Consider the following 20892-nt stretch of genomic DNA (forward strand, 5'->3'; position numbering starts at 1 on the left):
GGTCATGACGAAGATCACCCCCTGCCTCTGGTATGACGGCACGGCCGAGGAGGCCGCGGCCTTTTACGCCGCCACCTTTCCGGATTCGCGGATCGACGCGGTCCACCGCGCGCCGGCCGACTTTCCCGGCGGGCATCAGGGCGATGTGCTGACGGTCGATTTCACGGTGCTGGGCATGCCCTTTCTGGGGCTCAACGGCGGACCGACCTTCACCTTCGACGAGGCGGTGTCCTTCCAGGTTCATACCGAGGACCAGGAAGAGACCGACCGATACTGGAACGCGATCGTCGGCAATGGCGGCGCGGAGAGCGCGTGCGGCTGGTGCAAGGACAAATGGGGCTTGTCCTGGCAGATCACCCCGCGCGCGCTGAGCGATGCGATGACCAACCCGGACCGGGAAGCCGCCGGGCGCGCGATGGAGGCGATGATGACGATGCGCAAGATCGACATCGCGACGATCGAGCGGGCGCTGGCCGGGGAGGTCGCGGCATGAGCGCGGCGCATGAATTGTCGGTCACCCGGCTGATCGACGCGCCCGTCGCCCTGGTGTGGCAGATCGCCACCGAACGACTGGCCGAATGGTGGTGCCCCAGGCCGTGGACGACCGAGATCGTCGAGCAGGACTGGCGGCCGGGCGGGCGATCCGCGATGATCATGCACGGACCGGAGGGTGAGGCGCATGCGATGGAGGGCGTGTTCCTGGAGGTGGTGCCGCGCCGGCGCTTCGTCTTTACCGATGCGTTCAGAGCGGGGTGGATACCACAGACCGCGTTCATGCTGGGCTTTTTCGAGTTCGCCGACGAGGGCGGCAAGACCCGTTACACCGCCGGCGCGCGCCACTGGAGCGAGGATGCGCTGAAGCAGCATGAGGCGATGGGCTTTGTCGAAGGCTGGGGCAAGGTGGCCGAACAGCTCGCCGCGCTGGCCGAGGCGGAGACGGCCAAAGCCTGAATCGGCCGGCCTAAAGGGAGTATTCCCATGAGAAAGATCATCGCGGGCGCATTCCAGTCGCTCGACGGCGTCATGCAGGGCCCGGGCGCGCCCGAGGAGGACCCGACCGGCGGCTTCACCCTGGGCGGCTGGAGCGCCACCCTGTGGGACGACGTGATGGGCCAGCATATGGGCGACGTGCTGGACGGCGATTTCGACCTGCTGCTCGGGCGGTTCACCTATGACATCTTCGCCGCCTATTGGCCTTTCCAGCCTGGCGATCCGATCGGCGCGAAGTTCGATGCGGTGACCAAATATGTCGTCACGTCGTCGACCGAACCGCTGGATTGGATCAATTCGGTCGCGATCAACGGCGATGCGGCGGCGGGCGTCGCCCGGGTGAAGGCGAGCCAGGGCCCCGACCTGCTGATCCAGGGCAGCACCAGGCTCTATCCGGCGCTGCTCGAGGCGGGGCTGATCGACCGGCTGTTCCTGATGACCTTTCCGGTGGTGCTGGGCGGCGGGAAACGGCTCTTCGCCGAGGGCGTGACATCCGGCGCGATGACACTGGTCGAGTCGAAGGTATCGACCACGGGCGTGATCATCGCGACCTATGAGCCTGCCGGGCCGGTGCCGATCGGATCGTTCGCGACACAGGCGCCGTCCGCACTGGAGATCGCCCGGCGCGAGAAGATGGCGCGACAAGGAGCTATCGTCATGGAACATCTCGCCTTTCCCAATGAGAGCCAGGACTATCGGACGGCGCGCAATGCGTTGCTGGATGCGGAAATGGCGTTGCGCCGGCAGATCGAGACAGTCGCCGCGATGCGCCGCGCGCTGCCGCCGGGTGGGGTGGTGGCGGAGGAATATGTGTTCGAGCGGATCGGCGCGTTCGAACGGCCCGAGCAGGTGACGCTTTCCGAGCTGTTCGACGGCAAGCCGAGCCTGATCCTGTACAGCTTCATGTACGGGCCGGAGCGCGACCTGCCCTGTCCCGGCTGCACGCATCTGCTCGACGGCCTGGATGGTGCCGCGCGGCATGTGTCGCAGCGCGTGCCGATGTGGATCGTCGCCAAGTCACCGATCGCACGGCTGGTCGCCTGGGCGAAGGATCGTGGCTGGAACCATCTCCGTTTCCTGTCCACCGCCGGAAACAGTTATGACGCCGACTATTTCGGCGACACGGCGGGATTCTCGCCGGCGATGCGCGCCGAGCGCGGTCTGGAAGACGGTCAGAACTGGGACGAGACGATGTTCAACGTCTTCCGGAAAGACGGGGACACGATCCGGCATTTCTGGGGCAGCGAACTGGTCTTCGCGCCCGAGGAGCCGGGGCAGCATCACCGTGCGGGCGACCTCGTAGATCCGGTCTGGGGGCTGCTCGACCTGATTCCCGAGGGGCGCGGCGAGTTCTTCCCGAAGCTGACTTACTGACCCGCGGCCAGCGAATGCTGGTGCGGGCCCTCGCGCAATTTCCGCGGTCCTGATCGATGCCTCCTATAACGACGGCAAGCGATCCTTGAACCTCCGGACTGCCTCACCAACAGCGACGCCGTCGATAACCTTGCTTTCGAGTTCGATCTCGATGTCCTGCCCGACTCCCGCCTTCTGGGCAGCATCCGAAGTGAGACTTATAACAATGCCCGTATCGGTTTCGCGGATATCTTCAACCAAGTCATACCCTTCAACACGTAGCGCCCCAGCATCGATATGGATGCCATCGAGGCCCAGCCTCAACTCCTGCTCGTCCGGCTCATTTGCCAAGTCGAGCATGACATAGTTAGCAGGCTCAAACGGGTCGTCCGCAAACGCCAACAGCGTCGCATCTCCATCATCACTGAAGCTGGCTGCCTTGGCCAAAAATGCTGTCTTCATTCTCTCACTTCCGTTTCGGCGTCGCTAGCCAAGTTAGTGTCTTTCCGCCCTCACGCCATTGATATTTGATTGTTGCGCCCGCTTCAGTCGCAGCTCGATTCATCGCCCCCCGACATGGCTTGCAGGGCGGCAATTGCCCAGTGATCGTCACGGTATCACCTGGACGCAGATCGAGTCCCCGGACGGCACGAGCTTCGGTATGTGAAGCCAGCATACTCTTGGGGAACCCCAAGGCCTTTTCCTCCGCGGTCATGCTTCCGCTGACGAGGCGCTGGTGGGTGACGATCTTTCCTGACGCATCACTGACAAGCACGTTTGCATTATGATGAGCAGTATCCACGCCCTTCCACCCCAAGCGCGGAACAAGGTTTGCAACTCCTTTATCCGCAGCGCTAAACTCGGTTCTCAGAAAGCCCGCCGCCTTGCCCCAGGGCAGGACAGCGGCCAAGTCGAGAACTCCGGCGGCAATGCCATTGCCAGTCAAATGCCACCTGTAGATACCCCGATTCTCTGCCGGATAGTCGAAGAAGGAGAGGCCAGGATTTACTGCATGATAGTCCGAGCTGAGGGGCGCGGACATTGCGTCGTTTATTTCACGCTGCCCCGCCAAAGCTGCGTCTGATCTATCCTTGTAGGCTCCATTTTCGGTGCCGTCCCAATTTCGGCCCGCGAGTATATTGCCCAAACCTGATAGAAAACCATGCGTCGTGTCATATTCGCGCTTCTGTCGTTCGGTCATCGGCTGGCTGATGGTTGTTCCATCTTCCGGTTCGATGTCGGCCGGAGTAGAGGCCTTCCCTGGCTCGTCTGCCTGGATTGGTTCGGGTACGTCCTGATAGCTCGCGTCGACCACTTCCCCGCGTACGATGGGCACAACAAACTGGAGGTCATCCCCAGCCATCGCGCTGAACACGCACCGCCGCGTCGAAGTGCCTGTTGTCGCTAACCCCTGCGGGATCCGGCCGAACCTCGCATACTCCTCAGGCGTGACCTTGGCGCGGATCAGTCGCAGGTCCTGCTTGGCGAACGCGGCCGGGTTTTCGGAGGCCATGATGTTCATCATCAGCGCCGCCTCGCCGCCCGGGGCGGCCGGCGTAGGATCGAGATTGGCCAGCGCCAGGCGCCGCAACGCCTGATCGGTCGCGTCGTCGAGATCGCGGCGCACGGCGGCGGGGATCTGCGTGATCGAGGTGAAGTCCGATCCGAGCTGCCCGGCGGTCGCGAGGCTGGCTTCGCGAGCGGTGTCCGCCGCCTGCTTGCGGGCACGCGCCTGGAACGCGCCGCGATCCTCCAGATCGTCCAGGGCATAGCGCTTCAGTGCGCCGCTCAGGGGCTGGGCCTCGATCTCCTGCGCGATCGCCGCGCGCCGTTCGGGGGAGAGCGTGCCGTCCCACTCTTCGGGAAGCAGGTGCTTGTCCACCTCCTGCGCCGCCAGTTGGTGGGCGAGCGGCTCGAACATCATCTCTTCGGTTGCCTGCCGATCCGCGGGCGTCATCCCGTCGCGTGCCAGACGATAACGATTGGCCGCCGCGATCGGATCGTGGTCGACCATGTCCTGCACCGCGCGGCGCTGGACGCCGGAGCGATAGGCGGTCACGCTGCGCTTGATCATGGCCGGGTCCTCGCCGCGCGCCCTTGCCCGGGCCACCAGCGATTCCACCCCGGTCTCCAGATGCTTGTCGAACAGCGCCGGATCGTCCCGGGTGTCGACTGCATCGTCGGCCGCATTGCGCTCGATCCGCTGGCTCTGCTGCTCCTGGCCGCGCCGCATCGCCTGTTCGGCGCTGCCGAGCGCGCCGGAGAGGTCATAATCGAAGCGCTCGGCGATGACATGGTCGAACTGGCCGCGCTGGCGCTCGTTCTTCAACCCGCTGCGGATCCAGTCGCGCAAGCCGCCATAATCCCGCGTCAGGCTGTCCAGCATGCCCTGCGGATCGGTGTCGAACTTGCCGAGCGCCTCCGCCCGGATGCCCCGCGCGCCTTCGGCATAGGCGTTCCACGCCTTCTTGACCTCGAGCTCGTCGTCGCGATCCTGCCGCGGCCGCATCTCGCCGGCGATGGTCGCGCCCGTACCGCCGAGCTGCCGCATCCCGGCGCCGAGCGCCTGCAGGCCAGTGCCGGCATAATCACCGGGCTGGAGTTTTGCATCCGTCACGCCGGCGATGCCCGCGCGGTTCTGCTCCGTGGGGACTGTCGGCATCTCAGTGCGCCGATCGCGTATCGAGGGAAATGGCGGTCATGCGCTCCTCCTTTGGTTCAGGAGGGGCTTAGGACGGAGCGCGCGCAGGTTGAATCGACCGGCGCCGTGACTCGAGCACCACACAAGCTATTTCAGTGACGGGTCGAGGGCTCAGGCGAAGGCCGGCGCGCCCTTCAGCTGCGTGTACGCCGCGATCACTTCCTGCAGTATCTTTTCATGGCTGCGGTCGCCGCCATTGCGGTCGGGATGGTAGCGGCGGACCAGTTCGGCGTAGCGCTGGCGCAGGCCGCGACGGTCGACGTCGGTGGGCAGGCCGAGCACCTTCAGCGAGCGGCGGTCGCTTTCCGACAAGGGCCGGCCATCCTTCCGGGCTTCCTCCATCCTGCGCTGGAAGCGCGCACCGATCGCGTCGAGCGGGTCGCTGAAATCGGCCCATTTGGGCGGGCGGTCCGCGCCGCCGCTATGCGTGAAGGCGCGGGTCTCGCGTTCCCAGCCCGAAAAGGGGCGCTGCGCATCGTGGATCTCGTCGGCGCTCATGCCCTGGAAGAAATTGTACCGCGCGTTGAATTCGCGGACATGGTCGAGGCAGAACCAGCGGTACGGCCGCGGTCCCTCGAAGCCATTGGCCGGCCCTTCCTCCGGCGGCGCGCGGAATTCACCCGGCACCTCGCAGCCCGGATGCGCGCACAATCGCCCCGTCCCTTCCACGCGTCCGTGGAAGCGAGCATTCGGCCGATCCTTCTTTTCACTATCCCGCGCCACGCGGCTCCCCGATTTGAACAAAGCGGCCTATATAGGTGTCATGACAAATCTCGCCACCGGCTCCGTCGCTTCCGAAATCGCGGCCCGTCTCGCCTCGGCGCTCGACCCGACGCATCTCGACGTGATCAACGACAGCCACCAGCACGCCGGGCATATGGGCGACGACGGCACGGGCGAATCGCACTTCACCGTGATCGTCGAAAGCCCGGCGTTCGAGGGGCTGAATCGCGTCCAGCGTCAGCGGCTGGTGAACCAGGCGCTCGCCGATCTGTTGTCCTCGCGCATTCACGCGCTCGCCATCCGGGCACGCGCGCCGGGAGAATAAGCATGGCCTACAGGCTCTGGTACTGGCCCTCGATCCAGGGGCGCGGCGAGTTCGTACGGCTGCCGTTGGAAGCGGCCGGCATCGCCTATGAGGATTGCGCGCGCGATCAGGGCGCGAAGGCGCTGATGGACAACATGGAAAAGCACGGCGCCCAAGGGCCGTTCGCGCCGCCCTATCTGGAGACGAAGGACGGGACGATCGCGCAGGTCGCCAACATCCTGTTCTATCTCGGCGAGCAGCATGATCTGGCGCCGACGGGGCAGCGGTACTGGGTCAACCAGTTGCAGCTCACCATCGCGGACCTCGTCGCCGAGGTGCACAACGTCCATCATCCGGTGAGCATCTCCGACTATTACCACGATCAGAAACCAGAGGCGGCGCGCGCGGCGAAGACGATGCGCGAGGAGCGTTTGCCCAAATTCCTCGGCCATTTCGAGGACGCGGCGACGGCGCAGGATGGCGACTGGCTGACCGGCGCCCGGTGGTGCTATGCCGACACCTCGCTGTTCCAGATCGTCGAGGGGTTGCGGTACATGTTCCCGAAGCGGATGGCGGCGATCGAGGGCGACTATCCCGGACTGATCGCGCTGCACGACCGGGTGGCGGCGCTGCCCGGCATCGCTGTCTATCTGAAGAGCGAGCGGCGCATCGCGTTCAACGAGGACGGCATCTTCCGCCATTATCCCGAGCTCGACGCGGCATGAGCCTGGCCGAGCGCCCCGCGGCGCGCATCCTGCTGATGGACCCCGCCGGACGCGTGCTGCTGTTCCGCTTCGTCGCGGCCGACCGCCCGCCTTTCTGGGCGACGCCGGGCGGGGCGGTCGACCCGGGCGAGACCTATGAGGAGGCGGCACGGCGCGAGTTGATCGAGGAGACGGGCATCCATGCCGAGCCCGGGCCTGAGATCTTCCGGCGGCTGGTCGAGTTCGTCACGCTGGAGGGCGTGCATGTCACCGCCGACGAGCGCTATTTCCTGATCCGCACCGACACGGCCGAGATCGACACCGCGCGGCACACCGAGCTGGAACAGCGGGTGATGCAGCACTGGCAATGGTTTGACCGTGACGCCATCGCCGCGCACCATGAACTCATCTATCCCGAGGACCTGGCCGAGATCCTGCTCGGCCTGAACGGAGCCGCCTGATGCTCGACGATTTCGTGCTGCAGACCATCCTGCCGACCACCCACGACCTTGGCGGGTTCAAGGTGCATCGCACCCTGCCGTCCAGGCCGCGCACCATGGTCGGCCCGTTCCTGTTCTTCGACCAGATGGGGCCGGCGCATCTCGAGGTCGGCACAGGGATCGACGTGCGGCCGCATCCTCATATCAACCTGGCGACAGTAACCTATCTGTTCGAAGGCGCGATCGACCATCGCGACTCGCTCGGCACCTTCGCGACGATCGAGCCGGGCGCGGTGAACCTGATGACCGCAGGGCACGGCATCGTGCATTCGGAACGCTCGCCTGCGAGCCAGCGCGCGCAGGGACCGGACCTGTCGGGCATCCAGACCTGGATCGCGCTGCCCGAGGCGCAGGAGGAAATGGACCCGGCGTTCGAGCATGTCGAGAAATCGGCGCTGCCGGTGATCGAGGCGCCCAATGCCCGCGCCCGGATCATCATGGGCAGCCTGTGGGGCCAGACCGCACCGACCACGACCTATGCCGGGACGATCTATGCCGACATCGTGCTCGATCCGGGCGGCGAAGTGCCGGTCGACGCCGATGCCGACGAGCGCGCGGTCTATCTGGCGCTGGGCGAGGCGAGCCTGGACGGCGTGCCGCTCGCGCCGATGACGCTCTATGTTTTGAAACCCGGTGTGGCCACTTCGCTCAAGTCGCGGGACGGTGGGCGCGTCATGCTGTGCGGGGGCGATGCCTTTTCGACGCCGCGGCATGTGTGGTGGAACTTCGTCTCGTCGAGCCGGGAGCGGATCAACCAGGCGAAGGCGGACTGGCAGGCCGGGCGGTTTCCGAAAGTACCGGGGGATGAGAAGGAGTGGATTCCGATTCCCGAGGTCCCGAAGACCGTGAGTTATCCGTGACGCATTCCCCTCCCGCTTGCGGGAGGGGTCAGGGGAGGGCATGTTCCTCGAATGGACAGCGAACAGGCCCTCCCCCACCCCCTCCCGCAAGCGGGAGGGGAGTTGAGCCTCCAGCGAATCGACCTCCCCACCGGCGTCTCGCTGGACGTCGCCGTCGCGGGCGACCCCGCCAATCCCGCGATCATCCTGCTGCACGGCTTCCCGGAATCGCACCGCACCTGGCGCCACCAGATTCCGGAGCTGGCAAAGACCCATTTCGTGCTCGCCCCCGACCAGCGTGGCTTTGCGCGGTCGTCCAAGCCCGCGAATGTCAGCGACTATACGCCCGACAAGATGGTCGGCGACCTGATCGCGCTGGCGGACCATTTCGGCATCGCGACCTTCACCCTGGTCGGCCATGACTGGGGCGGCGCCATCGCGTGGATGGCGGCGCTGACCCGGCCCGACCGCATCGCGCAGCTGATCATCGTCAACGCGCCGCACCCGTTCGTCTTCCAGAAATCGATGTTCGACGACCCGGCGCAGCGCGAGGCGAGCCAGTATATCCGCGCCTTCCGCAACCCCGATTTCGAGAAATATATCGACTCGATCGGCCTGCCCGCCTTTTTCGACGGCAGCTTCATGCGCCACACCGATTTCGGGAACGTCGCGGCGGAGAAGGAGGCCTATCTCGACGAATGGGGTCAGCCGGGCGCGATGACCGCGATGCTCAACTGGTACCGTGCCAGTGCGATCGTCGTGCCGGATATCGGCGAGGAAGCGGCACGCCCGGCGTTCCTAAACGCGCCTTTCCCGCCGGTCAAACAGCCGACACTGGTGATCTGGGGCATGGGCGACAAGGCATTGCTGCCGAGCCAGCTCGAAGGACTCGAGACGCTGGTGCCCGACATGACGTTGGTGAAGGTCGATGCGGGGCATTTCGTGCCATGGGAAGCACCGGAGGCGGTGACACACGCGATCCAGGAGTGGCTCGGCTAAGGTCATCATGCGCGTGGGATAGCCGCAGCCGACAGCGTGTTGAATCAGGCCTGGGCTCAAGCGGTCCGACGATTGAGAATGTCAGGGCGGTTATCCCTCTTCTTCCCTGCGAAGGCCGGAGCCCAGCAGGGAGACAGAAGGAAACGGCCGGAGCGCCCATCTCAAAAGTCCCCCAACTGGACCCCGGCCTTCGCCGGGGAAGCCATGCTGGGAGGCTGAGATCGCCAAAATGTCAGTAGGGTCACTGACATTCTGACCGGACATTGTACAACAACTTGTACAATGTCGGCTTTCGCTAGACCGAGATCTTCGCCGCCTCGGGCAAGTCGATGCCGGCGCGGTCGCGTTCGGGCTGGCCGGTGTCGATCCAGGCGGCATGGGCGTGCGAGGTCGCGACGGTCTGCCAGGCACCGTCGCCGGGCCAGCTGCGCACGCGGATGACCTGGTGCGCGAGCGCGCGGTCGGGTTCCATCATCACCCAGCCGAGCGGGCGATCGGCGGTGGCGCGGGCGCCGGCCGCCTTCATCGCGATCCTGATCCGTTCGGCGATCGCTTCCGGCAGATATTGCCAGACGACCGAATGCATCAGCACGCGCGTGACGCCTTCGGCCTGGGGCTCGGCGAGGCGCGCCTCGACCCAGTCGGCGGCATCGGCATGGTCGAGTCGCACCGGGCGGGCGCGCAGCATGGCGATGGCGGTCTTCAGGCGCGTCGCGCGATCGGGCTTCTCCGCCCAGACATAGGCGGCGAGGCGCACCTCGGCCGCCGGATCGGTCGCGTCGATAGGCTGGACGTCGCAGCCCCGGGTACTGACGATATGGATCGGCACGTCGGGCGGGGGCGGCCCCTTCCACTCGGGCACGATCGTCACCGGCGAGGCGGCCGGGCCGACCATGGTGCCGCCCAGATCGAAGCGGTAGCGATCGATCATCAGGTTAAGGCCAGCGCTGGAGCCGATTTCGAGGATTTCGATTTTTGGCCCGTGACGGCGCGCAATCTCCAGCAGGCCGGTCATCAGCGCGGCGGAGCGGCCGGGCTCGTTGGTCTGGGGCGGGCCATCGAGCCAGGGAAGCAGCTCGGCGTCATGCGCGACGAGCACGCCGGCGAGTTCGGCCTCGATCGCCTCCGGGTCAGTGATGCTGCCGTCGAACAGCGCTGCGAGCCCGGCGTCCTTCCCCGCCAGCACCAGCGCGTGCAACCCGCCGACGAGTCGCAGCGGCAGCGCGGCGCGCGTCGGTTCGCCCGGCCAGTCGAGCAAGGTCGCGCCGACCCGACTGTCGCGGTTGAGACCCCTGGCCAGCGCCGCGCAGATGCGCGCATAAGCGGGCGCGGCCATGGCATTGCAATAATGTTCCTGGATCAGGAACGCGCCGCGGACATTCTGCTCGGACATAGGGCCTCCTCGCCGCGTCTGTTGCGCCCACGCAGGGGCGCAAGTAAAGCCCCGCTCATCCATGGCCGATCCAATCATCATCGCCGTCCCCAAAGGGCGCATCCTCACCGAGGCCGTGCCGCTGCTCGAGCGCGCCGGAATCTCGCCCGAAGCGGCGTTCGGCGACGAGGATAGCCGCGCGCTGCGCTTTTCCACCAGCAACCCCGGCATCGACCTGATCCGGGTGCGCGCCTTCGATGTCGCGACCTTCGTCGCGCATGGCGCGGCGCAGCTGGGCATCGTGGGATCTGACGTGCTGGCGGAGTTCGATTATTCTGAACTCTACGCGCCGGTCGATCTGGGCATCGGCCATTGCCGGCTGTCGGTCGCCGAGCCCGCCGATATGGCCGCGGGCGATGATCCGCGCGGCTGGAGCCATGTGCGCATCGCGACCAAATATCCGCATGTGACGCGCCGGCATTTCGAGGCGCGCGGGGTTCAGGCGGAGTGCGTGAAGCTCAACGGGGCGATGGAACTGGCGCCGACGCTTGGGCTGGCGCCACGGATCGTGGATCTCGTCTCGTCGGGCAAGACGCTCAAGGAGAACGGGCTGGTCGAGGTCGAGGTGATCGCCGAGGTCACGTCGCGGCTGATCGTCAACCGGGCGGCGTTCAAGACACGGCCCGAGGTGGTGCCGCTGGTGGATGCGTTCCGGCGGGCGGTGGAGATGCGCGATGCGGCGTGATGCTCTGCGCCTCCCGGAGTGTGACTCCTTCCCCCGTTCGTTTCGAGCAAAGTCGAGAAACTGGCCAAAGACGCCTGACCCAGGTTTCTCGACTTCGCTCGAAACGAACGGGTTAGGTAGGTCACGCCGCTCATGATCCGTCTTTCCACTTCCGACCCCGGGTTCGAGCGCGACTTCACCGCGCTCGTCAACGCGCGGCGTGAGGCTGACGCCGATGTTGCGCGCGACGTACGCACGATCGTCGCCAGTGTGCGCGACGAGGGGGATGCGGCGCTTCACGCGTTCACCAGGAAGTTCGACCGGCACGATCTCAACGAGACCGGCTGGCGGATCGAGAAGGCCGACTGGCTGGACGCGCTGAACGGGCTCGAGCCGGAACTGCGCGCGGCGATCGAGCTCGCGGCGGAACGGATCGCTGCCTATCACCTCAAGCAGAAACCCGAAGACAGCGACTCGACCGACTCGGCCGGCGTCCGGCTCGGCGCGCGGTGGAACGCGATCCAGAATGCGGGCATCTATATCCCGGGCGGCCGCGCGGCCTATCCTTCCTCGGTGCTGATGAACGCGATCCCCGCCAAGGTCGCCGGTGTCGAGCGGCTGGTGATGGTGACGCCGACGCCCGACGGCGAGGCCAATCCGCTGGTGCTGGCCGCCGCCTATATCGCCGGCGTCGACGAAATCTGGCGGGTCGGCGGGGCGCAGGCGATCGCCGCCCTGGCCTATGGCACCGGGCGGATCGCCGCCGTCGACGTCATCACCGGCCCGGGCAATGCCTGGGTCGCGGAGGCCAAGCGCCAGCTTTACGGCGTGGTCGGCATCGACATGGTTGCCGGGCCAAGCGAGATCGTCGTTGTTGCCGACGGCAGGAACGATCCCGACTGGATCGCCGCCGACCTGCTCAGCCAGGCCGAGCATGACCCGACCAGCCAGTCGATCCTGTTCACCGACGATGCCGCGTTCGGCAAGGCCGTCGCCGAGGCAGTCGACCTGCAGATCGGTCAGCTTTCCACCGCGAAGGTCACCCGCGAGAGCTGGGATGCCAACGGCGCGATCATCGTCACCGCCGACCTGTTCGAGGCGATCCCGCTGGTCGACCGGCTCGCGCCCGAGCATCTCGAACTTGCCTGCGACGATCCCCAGGCCTTGTTCGACCGGGTCCGCCATGCCGGATCCGTGTTCCTGGGCCGTCACACGCCCGAGGCGATCGGCGATTATGTCGCCGGGCCCAACCATGTCCTCCCGACCGGCCGGCGCGCGCGCTTCGCCTCCGGCCTGTCGGTGCTCGACTTCATGAAGCGCACCAGCTTCCTCCAGCTTGATCATGCCGCGCTCGGCGCCATCGGCCCCGCGGCCGTGGCACTGGCGGAGGCGGAAGGGCTCCCTGCCCATGCGAAATCAGTGGCGCTCCGCCTCGCGGGCGACCAGACGGAATTGAACCTATGAGCCGAACTTCAGCCCGCTCCACGGCCCGCGCCGCCGCCCGGCTTGCCGCAACCCAGGCACTCTATCAGCACGAGATGGAGGGCACGGCGATCGCGCCGCTGCTGCATGAATTCCATCAGCACCGGCTCGGCGCGACGATCGAGGACGCCGAATATGCCGAGGCCGAGGTCGATTTCTTCGACGATATCGTGAAGGGCGCGGTCGCGCGCCAGGCGGAGATCGACGAAGCGATCAGGGGCAAGCTGGCCAAGGGTTGGGCGCTGGAGCGGCTCGACCGGTCGATGCGCGCGATCCTGCGCGCCGGGACCTATGAGCTGATCGCGCGGGCGGATGTGCCGGTGGCGACGGTGATCACGGAATATGTCGATGTGGCGCATGCGTTTTTCGACAAGCGCGAGGCGGGGTTCGTGAACGGATTGCTCGATGCGATCGCGAAGGATGTTCGTTCTTAATCCTCCCCGGAACGGGGAGGGGGGCCGTCCGAAGGACGGTGGTGGGGGCTCGCCCCAAGCGTTTCGTCTGAGGAAGCCCCCCTCCACCGCTTCGCGGTCCCCCTCCCCGTTCCGGGGAGGAATTGTTTGAACGAAACCGAATTTCTTGCAGCACTCCGCACCCTGCCGCTGCACCCGGCGGCGCGAGGGCTGCTGGACGATACCGCCCTGCTCGACGCGGGCGGCCCGCTCGTCCTGACCAGCGACACGATCGTCGAGGGCGTGCACTTCCTCGCCACCGACCCGGCCGAGGACGTCGCCTGGAAGCTCGGCGCGGTGAATCTGTCGGATCTTGCCGCCAAGGGCGCGCTGCCGGTCGGGATGATGCTCAATTATGCGCTGGCGGGGGATTCCGACTGGGATGCCGGCTTCATCGAAGGACTGCGGCAACTCGACTGCGCCCTGATCGGCGGCGATACCGTGTCGCTGCCTTCCGGCGCACCGCGCGTGCTGACCCTGACCGCCTTCGGTATCGACGCCGCCGCCCCGCCGCGCAACGGCGCTCAGGCCGGCGATGCGCTCTATGTCACCGGCACGATCGGCGATGCCGGTGCCGGGCTCGCCATCGCGCGCGGCGCGGAAGGGCCCGACAGCCTGCTCGCCGCCTATCGCCGGCCGGTGCCGCGCATCAGCGACGGCCGGGCGCTCGCGCCGCTGGTTCATGCGATGATGGATGTCTCCGACGGGCTGCTGATCGACGGCGCGCGCATGGCCGAAGCGAGCGGGCTAATGCTGGAGATCGACCTGGCCGCCGTGCCGTTGTCGGCCGCCTGTCGTGCCTTTGCCGGCGACAGCCGCGCCGCCCGCATCGCGGCCGCGACCGCGGGAGACGATTACCAGTTGCTGTTCGCCGCCCCGCATGGCTTCGCCCTGCCGGTGCCCGCCACCCGGATCGGCCGCTTCGCCGCCGGATCGGGCCTGAGCCTGGTCGATGCCACCGAAGCGGTGGCATTACCGGCGCGGCTGGGCTTTCTGCACGCCGTCTGAGCGGCTTGCGCTCGCGTCGAGCGCCTCTATACCTTCCGCCCAAACGCCGACAGCACAGGCCTCAAGGTCTGGCGTGGCGCCAATAGGGGAAGGATATCTATGACGATAGTCTATGCGGCCATGATCTGCGGCCTGATCGCCGTGCTTTATGGCATCATTACCAGCCGGCAGATTCTCGCGGCGAGCGCCGGCAACGAGAAGATGCAGGACATCGCCGCCGCCATCGCGGAAGGCGCCAAGGCCTATCTCGGCCGGCAATATCGCACCATCGCCATCGTCGGCGTCGTCGTCGCCGTGGTGGTCGGTTATTTCCTCGGCATCACCTCGGCCGTCGCCTTCGCGATCGGCGCGATCCTGTCGGGCGTGACCGGTTTCATCGGCATGAACGTGTCGGTAAAGGCCAATGTCCGCACGGCGGAGGCCGCGCGCACCTCGCTGCAGGGTGGCCTGACCATGGCCTTCCGCTCCGGCGCGGTCACCGGCATGCTGGTCGCGGGCCTCGGCCTGCTCTCCATCACCGGGCTGTTCTGGTACCTGATCGCACAGGCCCATATGGACCTGGCCGTGCAGGCCGATCGCCGCATCGTGGTCGACTCGCTCGTCGCGCTGGCGTTCGGCGCCTCGCTGATCTCGATCTTCGCGCGTCTCGGCGGCGGCATCTTCACCAAGGCGGCCGATGTCGGCGCCGACCTGGTCGGCAAGGTCGAGGCCGGCATCCCGGAGGACGACCCCCGCAACCCCGCTACCATCGCCGATAACGTCGGCGACAATGTCGGCGATTGCGCCGGCATGGCGGCCGATCTGTTCGAGACCTATGTCGTCACCATCGGCGTGACCATGGCCTCGATCGCGCTGCTCCTCCCGAACGCCGACCATCTGTTCCAGCTGATGACCCTGCCGCTGCTCGTCGGCGGCGTCTGCGTCATCACTTCGATCATCGGCACCTATATGGTCCGCCTGGGCGCCAACAATTCGATCATGGGCGCGCTCTACAAGGGTTTCTGGACCACGGTGATCCTGTCGATCCCGGCGATCTATGGCGCCACCCAATATGTGCTCGGCGACATGAACAAGGTGATCGGCGGGGGATCGTTCCTCGACGGCGGCACCGAAGTCTCGACCGGTTTCACCGGCATGGCGCTGTTCTGGTGCATGATGATCGGCCTCGCGCTCACCGGCGCGCTGGTGTGGATCACCGAATATTATACCGGCACCAATTATCGCCCGGTCCGCTCGATCGCCAAGGCGTCCGAGACCGGGCACGGCACCAACGTCATCCAGGGTCTCGCGGTCAGCCTCGAGAGCCCGGCGCTGCCAACGCTGGTGATCTCGGTCGCGGTGATCGCGACCTATCAGCTTGCCGGCGTGATCGGCATCGCCTTCGGCGCGACCGCGATGCTGGCGCTGGCCGGCATGGTCGTGGCGCTCGACGCGTACGGCCCGGTCACGGACAATGCCGGCGGCATCGCCGAAATGGCGGGCCTGCCCGAGGATGTCCGCCACCGCACCGATGCGCTCGACGCGGTGGGCAACACCACCAAGGCCGTGACCAAGGGCTATGCGATCGGCTCCGCAGCACTCGCCGCTTTGGTGCTGTTCGGCGCCTATACGACCGATCTGGGGATCTACTTCCCCGATCTCGCGGTCGATTTCTCGCTGAGCAATCCGTACGTCATCGTCGGCCTGTTGCTCGGCGCGCTGCTGCCGTTCAGCTTCGGCGCGTTCGGCATGACCGCAGTGGGCCGCGCGGCGGGATCGGTCGTCGAAGACGTCCGCGCCCAGTTCCGCGACAATCCGGGGATCATGGCGGGCACCAGCCGCCCCGATTATGCCCGCACGGTCGACCTGGTCACCAAGGCAGCGATCAAGGAGATGATCATCCCGTCGCTACTGCCGGTGCTCGCACCGATCGTCGTGTATTTCATCATCACGGCGGTGGCCGGCCAGGCGAGCGGCTTTGCGGCGCTCGGCGCACTGCTGCTGGGCGTGATCGTGTCGGGCCTGTTCGTCGCCATCTCGATGACCTCGGGCGGCGGCGCGTGGGACAATGCGAAGAAATATATCGAGGACGGCAATCACGGCGGTAAGGGCAGCGAAGCCCATAAGGCCGCGGTGACCGGCGACACGGTCGGCGATCCCTACAAGGACACGGCCGGTCCGGCGGTGAACCCGATGATCAAGATCACCAACATCGTCGCCCTGTTGCTGCTCGCGGCGCTGGCGCACGCGGTCGGCTGATCTCGCCGCTCACGGGCGGCGCGCCGCCCCTGTCACAAGGCCGCGTCGGGAGCGATCCCGGCGCGGTTTTGGCAGGAAGCCAAATGCTTCATTTCGGCGCCAAAATGCGGCGGCTCCCGCTTTGCGATGGCCCCTCGCCGCGCTAGACAGGGGCGGGGAATCAGGGGGCTTGTGAATGCGTTGGGTGTTGTTCTGTGGGGTTGCGGGCCTGGTGTCCGCCCCGATGAGCGTCGCGGCACAGGACAAGGCCGCGGCCCCCGCCCCCGTCCCGACCGCCGCCGCGCCCCAGGCCAAGCTGCCGTCCCCGATTCCGCTCGAGCTGTTCGCCCGGTTGCCCTTCATGGAAAGCCCGAAGCTGTCGCCCAATGGCAGCAAGGTCGCGACTCGCCTTGCGATCAAGGGCGTGCAGCGCCTGGCAATCATCCCGCTAGACGATTTCCAGAAGACCCGGCAGCTCAGCATCGGCGATTCCGACCTGAACGGCTGGGCCTGGGTCAATGACGACTGGCTGGTCGCCAAGGTCGGTGCGGTCTCCAATGTCGGGGGCTCCGACTGGTATATCCGTCGCGCGATCGGCGTCAGCGCCGATGGCAAGGCGATGCAGATCCTGGGCAAGAACGACGCCGCGCAGAATGCGGACGATCTGCTGTGGATCGCCAGCGACGGGTCCCCCAACGTGTTGCTGGCCATGCAGACATCGGTTTTTTCCGACGATCCCGGATTCTGGCCCGAGGTGCTGCGATTCGACGTGTCGACCGGCAAGGGCAAGCGGGTGCAGAATCCCGTTACCCAGGTGTTCGACTGGTATGCGGACGGCGCCGGAACCGTGCGGATGGGCATCGCCTATGACGATGACCGGCGTAGTTCGCGGCTGCTGTACCGGGACAATGCCGACGCCTCTTTCCGCACCGTCGTCAAGGCCCGCGGCAAGGATGCGACGCTGGGCAACGTGCCCGCGATGTTCCTGCCCGAGCCCGGCAAGGCGGTCGCCTATGACGACGCCGACGGGTTCGACGCCGTCTATGATCTCGACCTCGCTTCGCTGAAGACGGGCAACAAGCTGTTCGGCGTGGCCGGTTATGACGTCGACGATCTGATCACGGGCGCCGGCGGCACCAAGATGATCGGCGCCGCCTATGTCGACAACCGCCCCCGCACTCACTGGTTCGACCCCGTCCTGGCCAAGGTACAGGCGGATCTGGACAAGGCGGTCGGCACGCGCCAGGCGCTCATCACTTCCTGGAGCCGCGATTTCAGCACGCTGATCGTCTATGTCGGCGGCGCGGACCGGCCCGGCGCCTATTATCTGTACCGGCTCGACGATGGCGTGATGCATGTCCTCGCCAGGGTGAACGAGGATCTGGGCAACGACGCGCTCTCCCCGGTGAAGACGATCCGCTACAAGGCGCGCGACGGCCTGGAGATCCAGGCGTTGCTGACCATGCCAAAGGGCGGGGCGGCAAAGAACCTGCCGCTGATCCTGATGCCGCATGGCGGCCCGTTCGCCCGGGACGACGAGAGCTGGGACTGGTGGGCCCAGTTCCTCGCCAGCCGCGGTTATGCGGTGCTTCAGCCCAATTACCGCGGCTCCTCCGGCTTCGGCAACGCCTTTGCCGAAAAGGGCCGCGGCCAATGGGGCCTGGCCATGCAGGACGACCTGACCGACGCCGTGAAATGGGCGGTGGGCGAAGGCATTGCCGATGCGAAGCGCGTCTGCATCGTCGGCGGCTCCTATGGCGGCTATGCCGCGTTCCGCGCGGCGCAGCGCGACAAGGGCGTCTATCGCTGCGCGGTATCCTATGCCGGCGTCGCCGACCTGCCGGCGATGGTCCGCTACGACGGCAGCTTCCTGAATTCGGGGCGGCGCAAGGACTGGCTGCGTGCCCAGGCACCCGACCTGAAAGCCGTATCGCCGATCAACTATGCCGCGGATTTCTCGATCCCAATCCTGATCATGCACGGCAAGGCCGACCGGGTCGTGCCGGTGAAGCAATCGCGCGAGATGGTCGAGAAGCTGAAGGCGGCCGGCAAACCCTATCGCTATGTCGAACAGCCCAAGGGCGACCATCATTTCTCGGAAGAGGCGGACCGGGTCCAGTGGCTGAAGGAACTCGAGGCGTTCCTGAAGGAAAACAACCCTGCGTGAGCGATCGATGCTCGGCGCGTGGAGACGATCGATGTGGCGTGAAGCCCTGGGTGCATTCCTCCTGATTTCGCCGGCGTACGGCATTGCCGCTGCGGAGAAAGTGGCCCCGACCGAGCCGGTGCCGATCGCCACCTTCGCGGAACAGCCGTTCATCAACAATCCCGTTCTCTCCCCCGACGGCAAGTCCATCGCGGCGGAATCGACGGTGGGTGGCAAGACCTCCCTCTGCGTCTTCGCGCTCGCGGATATGAAGCTGATACGCCGTGTCGATCTGGGCGATGCGGGAATCGCGGAGATCCAGTGGGCGGGAAATGGCCGCATCCTCCTCACGAGATCGATGCAGGCGAGCTTCTTCGGCAGCGATATCGAAATCACACAGCTCTATGCCGTGGATTTGACGACCGGAGAGGCAAAGGTCCTGAATCCCAAGGGCCGCTCGCTTTCCGCCGGCGATGTCATCTACACCGATCCCACCGGTCGCTGGATCCTGCTGTCCAGCCAGCAGAACATGTCCCTCACTCCCTCCGTCAAGCGCGTCGACCTTCTCACCGGTGAGATCAAGCTCGTCGAGCCTAGCCGCTCGAACATCTGGAACTGGTACGCCGACGGCAACGGCGTCGTTCGTACCGGCATCTTTTATGACGGCGACCGCTGGACCCTATGGTATCGCGATGTGCCCGACGCGCCGCTCAAGGCGATCCGCGCACGCAACGCCGTGAAGAACAACGACGGCGCGGTCGATGGACTTTATTTTCTGGGCGGAGCCGACACGGGGCTGATCGTTACCAATGCGAAAACCGGGCGCTTCGCCGCCTACAGGATCGATTTCCGCACCGGTGAAGTCGGTGAGCCGATCTATGAGAATGGCGAAGTCGACGTGACGGAGGTCAGGATCGACCCGGTCACGCGCAGGGTGACAGGCGTGGGGTACGAAAACGACCGCTACCATATGGAATGGCTCGATCCCGAAAAACGGCAGCTTCAGACGACGATCGATCACGTCTTCCCAAAGGCAGACAACAGAATCCTGAACAGCAGCAACGATGGCCAGCGCGTGCTCATCTGGTCCGGCGGCGGCGACGATCCCGGAACCTATTATATGTTCGATCGGACCGCCAAAAGGATGCAGCGAGTCGCCGCGCCGTACGAGAAGCTCCTCGGTGCGAAGCTGTCCCCTGTCAACGCCATCCGATATACGGCCCGGGATGGGCTCTCCATCCCGGGCTATCTCACGCTCCCCAAGGATCGGCCTGCCAGGGACCTGCCGCTGATCGTCATGCCGCACGGCGGCCCTTTCGCCCGCGACAACTGGGATTATGATCGTTTCGTCCAGTTCCTTGCCAGCCGCGGCTATGCGGTGCTGCAGCCTCAGTTCAGGGGATCCACCGGCTATGGCAAGGACTTCGTGCGGCGCGGTTACGGCCAGTTCGGAAGAGCGATGCAGGATGACCTGGACGATGGCATGGATTGGCTCGTCAGGTCAGGCCAGGTCGACCCCAAGCGCGTCTGCATCATGGGCGGGTCTTATGGCGGCTATGCGGCGCTGTGGGGTGCGATCCGCAATCCCGAACGCTATCGCTGCGCGGTGAGCCTCGCAGGCGTGACCGATCTGCCGGGAATTCTCCGATACGACAAACGGATGTTCTCCGCGCCCCGCTACTTCAAGGCCTGGCAGCGCAAGGTGAAGGGCGAAGCGGACAACGAGACCGATCTGGAATCGGTGTCCCCTCTTCTTCAGGCCGATCGCCTGACGGTGCCGGTGCTGATCGTGCACGGCGACAAGGACTATACCGTACCGGTGAAGCAAGGCCGGCAGATGGTCGCCGCCCTGGAACGCCGGAAGGCGTCCGTGCAATCGGTCTTCTACCCCGAAGAAGGACACGGCCTGCAAAAGGAAGAAGACATTGCGGACTTTCTGAAGCGTCTCGATGCCTTTTTAACCACGAACAATCCGGCCTGAGCCATTGCTGCTCCCGCTATCCGAACCTGTCTCGATCCCGCTGGCGAATGGAGAGTTCTGCTGACAATGCCCGCTCCTACCGCCCGAATCGGCAGAGCTTCCCTTTTGGGCGCTTTGGCGCTAAGGCGCCCGCTCACGATTTCCCAACATCGCTAGAGGTTTGTTTGGCCAAGGAAGAATTGCTCGAAATGCGCGGCCAGGTGGTGGAGCTTCTGCCCAACGCCATGTTCCGCGTAAAACTCGAAAACGACCATGAAATCCTCGGCCACACCGCCGGCAAGATGCGCAAGAACCGCATCCGCGTATTGGTGGGCGACGAGGTGCTTGTCGAACTGACCCCGTACGACCTGACCAAGGGTCGCATCACCTACCGCTTCAAGTGACGCGCGCAGCGCGG

At 65.8% G+C, this 20892-nt stretch carries 20 protein-coding genes; 16 read left to right on the forward strand and 4 right to left on the reverse strand.

Annotation, left to right across the window (positions count from 1 at the left end; all coding sequences use genetic code 11):
* Positions 1-4: 4 nt before the first annotated feature.
* From ACZ1I2_RS23580 to ACZ1I2_RS23590, 3 genes are read left to right on the forward strand one after another with little or no spacing between them, the layout of a single operon-like run.
* Positions 5-493, forward strand: coding sequence for a VOC family protein (locus ACZ1I2_RS23580; protein ID WP_465171778.1), 489 nt, complete (start codon positions 5-7; stop codon positions 491-493).
* The gene (locus ACZ1I2_RS23585) at positions 490-951 is read left to right on the forward strand and encodes an SRPBCC domain-containing protein (RefSeq protein ID WP_465175613.1); all 462 of its coding nucleotides are present in this window, start codon (positions 490-492) and stop codon (positions 949-951) included. Before ACZ1I2_RS23580 ends, ACZ1I2_RS23585 begins: the two co-directional genes overlap by 4 nt.
* Positions 952-978: 27 nt before the next feature.
* On the forward strand, positions 979-2364 hold the full coding sequence (locus ACZ1I2_RS23590; RefSeq protein WP_465175612.1) for a DUF899 family protein: 1386 nt from the start codon (positions 979-981) through the stop codon (positions 2362-2364).
* Positions 2365-2427: 63 nt separating this feature from the next.
* Here the strand turns inward: ACZ1I2_RS23590 and ACZ1I2_RS23595 are convergent, their stop codons facing one another.
* The 3 genes from ACZ1I2_RS23595 to ACZ1I2_RS23605 form a co-directional block, all read right to left on the reverse strand.
* Positions 2428-2805 carry a hypothetical protein gene (locus ACZ1I2_RS23595; protein ID WP_465175611.1) on the reverse strand — a complete coding sequence of 126 codons (378 nt, stop codon included), beginning with the start codon at positions 2803-2805 and terminating at the stop codon, positions 2428-2430.
* A gap of 4 nt (positions 2806-2809) precedes the next feature.
* Positions 2810-5005 carry a hypothetical protein gene (locus tag ACZ1I2_RS23600; RefSeq protein WP_465175610.1) on the reverse strand — a complete coding sequence of 732 codons (2196 nt, stop codon included), beginning with the start codon at positions 5003-5005 and terminating at the stop codon, positions 2810-2812.
* Positions 5006-5155: 150 nt separating this feature from the next.
* Positions 5156-5767: a J domain-containing protein gene (locus ACZ1I2_RS23605; RefSeq protein ID WP_465175609.1), complete on the reverse strand. Its 612-nt coding sequence runs from the start codon at positions 5765-5767 to the stop codon at positions 5156-5158.
* Positions 5768-5807: 40 nt separating this feature from the next.
* On the opposite strand from ACZ1I2_RS23605, the gene ACZ1I2_RS23610 reads away from it, so the two are divergent.
* From ACZ1I2_RS23610 to ACZ1I2_RS23630, 5 genes are read left to right on the forward strand one after another with little or no spacing between them, the layout of a single operon-like run.
* Positions 5808-6092, forward strand: a complete 285-nt coding sequence (locus ACZ1I2_RS23610) for a BolA family protein (RefSeq protein ID WP_465171771.1) — start codon at positions 5808-5810, stop codon at positions 6090-6092.
* A 2-nt stretch (positions 6093-6094) separates the two neighbouring features.
* Positions 6095-6796 (forward strand): glutathione S-transferase, encoded by a 702-nt coding sequence (locus ACZ1I2_RS23615; protein WP_465175608.1) that lies wholly within the window; start codon positions 6095-6097, stop codon positions 6794-6796.
* A complete protein-coding gene (locus tag ACZ1I2_RS23620; RefSeq protein WP_465171769.1) occupies positions 6793-7236 on the forward strand; it encodes an NUDIX hydrolase in 444 nt (147 codons plus the stop codon). Before ACZ1I2_RS23615 ends, ACZ1I2_RS23620 begins: the two co-directional genes overlap by 4 nt.
* Positions 7236-8135, forward strand: coding sequence for a pirin family protein (locus tag ACZ1I2_RS23625; RefSeq protein ID WP_465171768.1), 900 nt, complete (start codon positions 7236-7238; stop codon positions 8133-8135). Before ACZ1I2_RS23620 ends, ACZ1I2_RS23625 begins: the two co-directional genes overlap by 1 nt.
* A 51-nt stretch (positions 8136-8186) precedes the next feature.
* Entirely contained in the window at positions 8187-9113 is a 927-nt protein-coding gene (locus ACZ1I2_RS23630; protein ID WP_465175607.1) for an alpha/beta fold hydrolase, read from the forward strand.
* A gap of 295 nt (positions 9114-9408) precedes the next feature.
* Here ACZ1I2_RS23630 and ACZ1I2_RS23635 read toward each other — a convergent pair whose 3' ends face one another.
* A complete protein-coding gene (locus ACZ1I2_RS23635) occupies positions 9409-10506 on the reverse strand; it encodes a DUF2332 domain-containing protein (protein ID WP_465175606.1) in 1098 nt (365 codons plus the stop codon).
* A gap of 61 nt (positions 10507-10567) precedes the next feature.
* Here ACZ1I2_RS23635 and hisG point away from each other — a divergent pair, with 61 nt between their 5' ends.
* From hisG to infA, 8 genes are all read left to right on the forward strand, one after another.
* Positions 10568-11230 carry an ATP phosphoribosyltransferase gene (gene hisG / locus ACZ1I2_RS23640; protein WP_465175605.1) on the forward strand — a complete coding sequence of 221 codons (663 nt, stop codon included), beginning with the start codon at positions 10568-10570 and terminating at the stop codon, positions 11228-11230.
* Positions 11231-11362: 132 nt separating this feature from the next.
* The gene (gene hisD, locus ACZ1I2_RS23645; protein ID WP_465175604.1) at positions 11363-12673 is read left to right on the forward strand and encodes a histidinol dehydrogenase; all 1311 of its coding nucleotides are present in this window, start codon (positions 11363-11365) and stop codon (positions 12671-12673) included.
* A complete protein-coding gene (nusB, locus tag ACZ1I2_RS23650) occupies positions 12670-13125 on the forward strand; it encodes a transcription antitermination factor NusB (RefSeq protein WP_465171762.1) in 456 nt (151 codons plus the stop codon). Before hisD ends, nusB begins: the two co-directional genes overlap by 4 nt.
* A 126-nt stretch (positions 13126-13251) precedes the next feature.
* Positions 13252-14151 carry a thiamine-phosphate kinase gene (gene thiL, locus ACZ1I2_RS23655; RefSeq protein ID WP_465175603.1) on the forward strand — a complete coding sequence of 300 codons (900 nt, stop codon included), beginning with the start codon at positions 13252-13254 and terminating at the stop codon, positions 14149-14151.
* Positions 14152-14250: 99 nt separating this feature from the next.
* Positions 14251-16389, forward strand: a complete 2139-nt coding sequence (locus tag ACZ1I2_RS23660; protein WP_465171760.1) for a sodium-translocating pyrophosphatase — start codon at positions 14251-14253, stop codon at positions 16387-16389.
* A gap of 223 nt (positions 16390-16612) precedes the next feature.
* The gene (locus tag ACZ1I2_RS23665) at positions 16613-18535 is read left to right on the forward strand and encodes an alpha/beta hydrolase family protein (protein ID WP_465181545.1); all 1923 of its coding nucleotides are present in this window, start codon (positions 16613-16615) and stop codon (positions 18533-18535) included.
* A gap of 31 nt (positions 18536-18566) precedes the next feature.
* On the forward strand, positions 18567-20495 hold the full coding sequence (locus ACZ1I2_RS23670; protein WP_465175601.1) for a S9 family peptidase: 1929 nt from the start codon (positions 18567-18569) through the stop codon (positions 20493-20495).
* A 164-nt stretch (positions 20496-20659) separates the two neighbouring features.
* A complete protein-coding gene (gene infA / locus ACZ1I2_RS23675; RefSeq protein WP_010162480.1) occupies positions 20660-20878 on the forward strand; it encodes a translation initiation factor IF-1 in 219 nt (72 codons plus the stop codon).
* Positions 20879-20892: the final 14 nt, after the last annotated feature.

The sequence above is a fragment of the Sphingomonas sp. BL-S-29 genome, assembly GCF_055521495.1.

Bases quoted from the DNA above. Each gene is read 5' to 3' on its own strand.
- ACZ1I2_RS23630 (WP_465175607.1), top strand. From the start codon at position 8,187: ATGGACAGCGAACAGGCCCTCCCCCACCCCCTCCCGCAAGCGGGAGGG.
- ACZ1I2_RS23620 (WP_465171769.1), top strand. From the start codon at position 6,793: ATGAGCCTGGCCGAGCGCCCCGCGGCGCGCATCCTGCTGATGGACCCC.
- ACZ1I2_RS23615 (WP_465175608.1), top strand. From the start codon at position 6,095: ATGGCCTACAGGCTCTGGTACTGGCCCTCGATCCAGGGGCGCGGCGAG.
- ACZ1I2_RS23590 (WP_465175612.1), top strand. From the start codon at position 979: ATGAGAAAGATCATCGCGGGCGCATTCCAGTCGCTCGACGGCGTCATG.
- nusB (WP_465171762.1), top strand. From the start codon at position 12,670: ATGAGCCGAACTTCAGCCCGCTCCACGGCCCGCGCCGCCGCCCGGCTT.
- ACZ1I2_RS23595 (WP_465175611.1), bottom strand. From the start codon at position 2,805: ATGAAGACAGCATTTTTGGCCAAGGCAGCCAGCTTCAGTGATGATGGA.
- ACZ1I2_RS23585 (WP_465175613.1), top strand. From the start codon at position 490: ATGAGCGCGGCGCATGAATTGTCGGTCACCCGGCTGATCGACGCGCCC.
- ACZ1I2_RS23660 (WP_465171760.1), top strand. From the start codon at position 14,251: ATGACGATAGTCTATGCGGCCATGATCTGCGGCCTGATCGCCGTGCTT.
- ACZ1I2_RS23580 (WP_465171778.1), top strand. From the start codon at position 5: ATGACGAAGATCACCCCCTGCCTCTGGTATGACGGCACGGCCGAGGAG.
- ACZ1I2_RS23625 (WP_465171768.1), top strand. From the start codon at position 7,236: ATGCTCGACGATTTCGTGCTGCAGACCATCCTGCCGACCACCCACGAC.
- ACZ1I2_RS23670 (WP_465175601.1), top strand. From the start codon at position 18,567: ATGTGGCGTGAAGCCCTGGGTGCATTCCTCCTGATTTCGCCGGCGTAC.
- hisD (WP_465175604.1), top strand. From the start codon at position 11,363: ATGATCCGTCTTTCCACTTCCGACCCCGGGTTCGAGCGCGACTTCACC.
- ACZ1I2_RS23665 (WP_465181545.1), top strand. From the start codon at position 16,613: ATGAGCGTCGCGGCACAGGACAAGGCCGCGGCCCCCGCCCCCGTCCCG.
- ACZ1I2_RS23610 (WP_465171771.1), top strand. From the start codon at position 5,808: ATGACAAATCTCGCCACCGGCTCCGTCGCTTCCGAAATCGCGGCCCGT.
- ACZ1I2_RS23600 (WP_465175610.1), bottom strand. From the start codon at position 5,005: ATGCCGACAGTCCCCACGGAGCAGAACCGCGCGGGCATCGCCGGCGTG.
- hisG (WP_465175605.1), top strand. From the start codon at position 10,568: ATGGCCGATCCAATCATCATCGCCGTCCCCAAAGGGCGCATCCTCACC.
- ACZ1I2_RS23635 (WP_465175606.1), bottom strand. From the start codon at position 10,506: ATGTCCGAGCAGAATGTCCGCGGCGCGTTCCTGATCCAGGAACATTAT.